Source organism: Polaromonas sp. P1_G2 (assembly GCF_056405515.1).
In genome coordinates this window covers 1-4,302 of sequence record NZ_JBFUBY010000321.1, presented here as the reverse complement: position 1 = coordinate 4,302, position 4,302 = coordinate 1, and the positions used below count along the sequence as shown (strand labels likewise).

Here is a 4,302-nt window from a genome sequence, read left to right as displayed (position 1 = left end):
GCGCCGTGCTGTTCCCGGTCGGTTTTGTCATGCTTTACCTGTTCGGCTTCGACCTGCTGACCGGGGTGTTCGTGCTGTGCCCGCTGGCGCTGATCGACAAGCGCCCCGGCGTCACCCTCAAGGGCGTTCTGCGCAACTGGGGCCTCGTCTTCACCGGCAACTTCCTGGGGGCCTTTACGGTGGCGGTGATGATGGCCATCTACGTCACCAACGGTTTTTCCACCGAGCCCAGCGCGGTGGGCAAGGCCATAGGCGTGGTAGGTGAAAACCGCACCCTCGGCTACCAGAAGTACGGTGCGAACGGCATGCTCACCTTGTTCGTGCGCGGCATGCTGTGCAACTGGATGGTGTCGGCCGGCGTGGTCGGTGCGATGATCTCCACCCAGGTCAGCGGCAAGGTGATCGCGATGTGGATGCCCATCATGCTGTTTTTCTACATGGTGTTCGAGCACTCGATCGTGAACATGTTCCTGTTCCCCTCGGGCTTGCTGCTGGGCGCGCACTTCACCATCATGGACTACCTGATCTGGAACGAAATCCCGACGGTGCTGGGCAACCTGGTGGGCGGCCTGGCCTTTACCGGCTTGACGCTGTACGCCACGCACATTAAAACCGGACCCGTGCGTTCCATCAAATAATCCGCCTTTAAAACAAAGCAACCTCAAAAATCCCCCGCGCATGCAAACATGCGCGGGGGATTTGCGCCACCCCACATGTCCACTGAACTGAAGATATCGGCAGGCCAGTATTCGGACAAGGGCCGCAAGGAGACCAACCAGGATTTCCACGGCATCTACGTGCCGGTGGAGCCACAGCTGAGCGCCAAGGGCATCGCCATCGCGCTGGCCGACGGCATCAGCAGCAGCGCCGTCAGCGACGTGGCCAGCCAGTACGCCGTCACCGGTTTCCTGGAAGACTATTTCTGCACCTCGGAAGCCTGGTCGGTCAAGACCTCGGCCGAGCGGATCTTGAGCGCCACCAACTCCTGGCTGCATGCGCAGACACAGAGAAGCCAGTACCGCTACGACAGCGACAAAGGGTATGTGTGCACCCTGAGCGCCATGGTCATCAAGTCGACCACGGCGCATATCTTCCATGTCGGCGATTCACGCATTTACCGGCTGCGCGGCAAGGTGCTGGAGCAGCTGACGAATGACCACCGCGTGTGGATTGCCCAGGGCCAGAGCTACCTGGGCCGCGCGCTGGGCTTCAAGCCCCAGCTTGAAATTGACTACCAGACCCAGCCGGTGGAGCAGGGCGACATCTTCTTGCTGGCCACCGACGGCGTGTATGAACACATCACCGAGCACGACATGWCCGCCATCATCCGCGGCGGCGCCGATGCGCCCGAAGGCCTTGAGCTTGCCGCCAGGGCCATTGTCGACAAAGCCTTCCAGCGCGGCAGCGAAGACAACCTCACGGTCCAGCTCGTGCGCGTCGATGCGCTGCCCCGCCGCGAGGCCGGCGAGATGCTGCAGCAGCTCTCAGGCCTGCCGCTTCCGCCCATCCTCGAGGCCAGGACGGTGTTTGACGGCTACACCATCGTCCGTGAAGTGCGGGGCAGCAGCCGCAGCCACATCTACCTGGCCACCGACAACGACACCGGCGCGCTGGTCATCCTCAAGACGCCGTCCATAGACCTGGGCGGCGATCCGGCTTACCTTGAGCGCTTCTTGACGGAAGAGTGGATTGCCCGGCGTATCAACAGCGCGCATGTGCTCAAGCCTTATGTGCCGACCCGCAAGCGCCACTATGTGTATGTGGCCACCGAATACATCGATGGGCAGACGCTGAGCCAGTGGATGATAGACAACCCCCGGCCCAGCCTGGAGGTGGTGCGCGGTCTGGTCGAGCAGATCGCCAAGGGCCTGCGTGCCTTCCACCGGCACGAGATGCTGCACCAGGACCTGCGGCCCGAGAACATCATGATCGACGGTACGGGCACCGCGAAAATCATCGACTTCGGCGCCACCCGCGTGGCCGGCCTTGTGGAGGCGGACACACCCGGCGGCCACGAGGACATCCTGGGCACGGCCCAGTATTCAGCGCCCGAGTATTTCCTGGGCGAGGGCGGCACCCCGCGCTCCGACCTCTTCTCGCTCGGCGTTATCACCTACCAGATGCTGACCGGCAAGCTGCCCTATGGCGCCGAGGTGGCCAGGTGCCGCACGCGTGCCGCGCAGGACAAGCTGCGTTATGACTCGGTGCTCTACGAGGATCGCGAGATCCCGGCCTGGATAGACGAGGTGCTGCGCAAGGCCGTGCACCCCAACCCCGCGAAACGCTACGGCGAGTTGTCGGAGTTTGTCCACGACCTGCGCCATCCCGGGCAGGCTTTCCTGCACAAGACCCGCCAGCCCTTGCTGGAGCGAAACCCGGTGGCCTTCTGGCGCGGTGTGTCCCTGATCCTGGCGGTGGTGGTTGTGGTGCTGGTGGCGCTGAAGTCTACGGCCGGCTAGGCCTTGGTCTTAGCGGATGCCGCCATAGTCCGCCAGCAGCCCGGGCAGCGCCCGGTCGGCGATCTGCAGCTGCTCGGGGCTGAACTGGGCCAGCAAGACCTGCGCGGTGGCGTCCAGCGTGGCCAGCATGTTGGAGCGCCTTTGCGCGTCGGCCAGCAGGTACTGGAAGGCGTCTTTCGCGTTCTGTTCGTCCACGATGCGCATGCCGGCTGGGCCGCTGGTCGCCATGTCCAGGAAACGCCCCCGGAAATTCTCCCAGGCCGGGCCTTGCTCTTTTGTAATCTGCAGCGCCACCCGCAGGTCAAACAGCCTGCGGCTCACCTGCTCCCAGCGTGACTGGACGCGCGGCGCCTGCGGGCCTTCCGCCTGGGCCTCGCCGGGGCGAGGGGCGCGCGCCCCTCCGGTGTTGTACTGGGCATGGCTGGTGCAAGCCAGGCCCGCCAGCAGCAGGGCCGCGGCCCCCGCTCGCCAGTGTGCCGATGAAATATGCATGTCCTCTTCCTGTGGTTGACGCGCAGCCTTGCGCGCCCCGCCTATTTTCAAGACGCTTGCGCGTCCGGCAGGTAGTGCTTCGGTAAAGGCAGAGTAAACCACAGCCGGGCGGCCGCTTCCGGCTCGCGGGCCGGCGCATTCCGGGGAAGGGAGAGAGGGTGGGGCGAAGGCGCGAAAGCCTTGCCCCGTTCAGCGGCCGCTCAGCTGTCGGCCCGTATACCGCGCAGCATGATGATGCCGCCCAGGTTGCGAGTGTCGGCGCGCATGCGCGTGCGCAGGCCTTCGGCCGTGGAGGGCGCCGGCTGCCAGCCCACCGTGATCAGCCGCTGGCGCGTCTCGCCGGTCTTGAGCACGTCGATCAGCGCCGCGCCCAGCTTGTCGCGTACCGCGGCCGGCAACGAGGCCGGGCCGGCCAGCGCGGTGAAGAGTTCCATGTCGGCGCCCATGATGCCGACCTCGCGCAGGGTCGGCAGCTCCGGCACCAGCATGCTGCGCGTCTCCGAGGTCACGCCTATCACCTTCATCTTGCCGGCCTTCACCTGCTGCATCGCCAGGCCAGGCGGCAGCAGCGCCGCCTGCAGCTGGCCGCCCAGCATGGCCGTGATGATCTGCGGGTTGCCGGGATAGGGCACATGCATCACGCCCAGGCCGCCGCTGCGGCTCTTGATCAGCTCCATGCCCAGGTGGCCCGGCGTGCCCGCGCCCGGCGAGCCGTAGTTGGCCTTGTCGCCCTGGTTGCGCAGCCAGGTCAGCCATTCCTGCGGCGTGCTGCCCTGCGCGAAATTGCTCACCACCATCACCATGGGCGTCGTGCCGATCAGCGCGATCGGCGCCAGGTCCACGGCCGGGTCGTAAGGCGCCATCGGGTTCAGCAGCTTGGCAATCGTCAGCTGGCTGTTGTTCATCACGCCGAAGGTGTGCAGGTCGGTTGCCTTGGCCACCTGGTCGGCCGCGATGATGCCCGAGGCGCCGGCCTTGTTCTCCACAATCACCGGCTGGCCCAGGGTCTTGGACAGTTGCTCACTGATGGAGCGCGCCGACAAGTCCTGCACCGAGCCCGGCGGGAAACCGATCAGCAAGCGTATCGGCTTGGTGGGCCACTCGATGGCCACAGGCGCCGCGGCGGCGGGCTTCGCGGCCGCCGGTTTGGCGGCGACCGTGAGCTTGCCGCTCGCCACCTTGCCTGAGGGGATGGGAGTGGCCTGGCCAAAGGCCGCCGGCGATGCCGCCGCCAGCAAAGCCGCCTGCACCAGCAGTGCGCGCCGTGGGAGAAGTCGTGTCATGAGAAGCCCTCTGTTGGAGTAAAAAACCAGATCTCGTGGGACTCAAGACAAGCGGGGGGGGGGGGGGG

The 4,302-nt window shown here is 65.7% G+C and carries 4 protein-coding genes; 2 read left to right on the top strand and 2 right to left on the bottom strand.

Annotated elements, in window-relative coordinates; genetic code table 11:
- The coding region (locus AC1D0P_RS22570; RefSeq protein WP_477678789.1) for a formate/nitrite transporter family protein at positions 1-638 on the top strand (638 nt) is incomplete at its 5' end.
- 75 nt (positions 639-713) lie between these two features.
- Positions 714-2,459 (top strand): bifunctional protein-serine/threonine kinase/phosphatase, encoded by a 1,746-nt coding sequence (locus AC1D0P_RS22565; protein ID WP_477678788.1) that lies wholly within the window; start codon positions 714-716, stop codon positions 2,457-2,459.
- A gap of 9 nt (positions 2,460-2,468) precedes the next feature.
- Here the strand turns inward: AC1D0P_RS22565 and AC1D0P_RS22560 are convergent, their stop codons facing one another.
- Positions 2,469-2,951 carry a hypothetical protein gene (locus AC1D0P_RS22560; protein WP_477678787.1) on the bottom strand — a complete coding sequence of 161 codons (483 nt, stop codon included), beginning with the start codon at positions 2,949-2,951 and terminating at the stop codon, positions 2,469-2,471.
- Positions 2,952-3,151: 200 nt separating this feature from the next.
- The gene (locus tag AC1D0P_RS22555) at positions 3,152-4,234 is read right to left on the bottom strand and encodes a Bug family tripartite tricarboxylate transporter substrate binding protein (RefSeq protein WP_477678786.1); all 1,083 of its coding nucleotides are present in this window, start codon (positions 4,232-4,234) and stop codon (positions 3,152-3,154) included.
- Positions 4,235-4,302 lie beyond the last annotated feature (68 nt).

Excerpts from the sequence above, each read along its gene's own strand:
- AC1D0P_RS22560 (WP_477678787.1), bottom strand. The coding sequence starts at position 2,951 with ATGCATATTTCATCGGCACACTGGCGAGCGGGGGCCGCGGCCCTGCTG.
- AC1D0P_RS22555 (WP_477678786.1), bottom strand. The coding sequence starts at position 4,234 with ATGACACGACTTCTCCCACGGCGCGCACTGCTGGTGCAGGCGGCTTTG.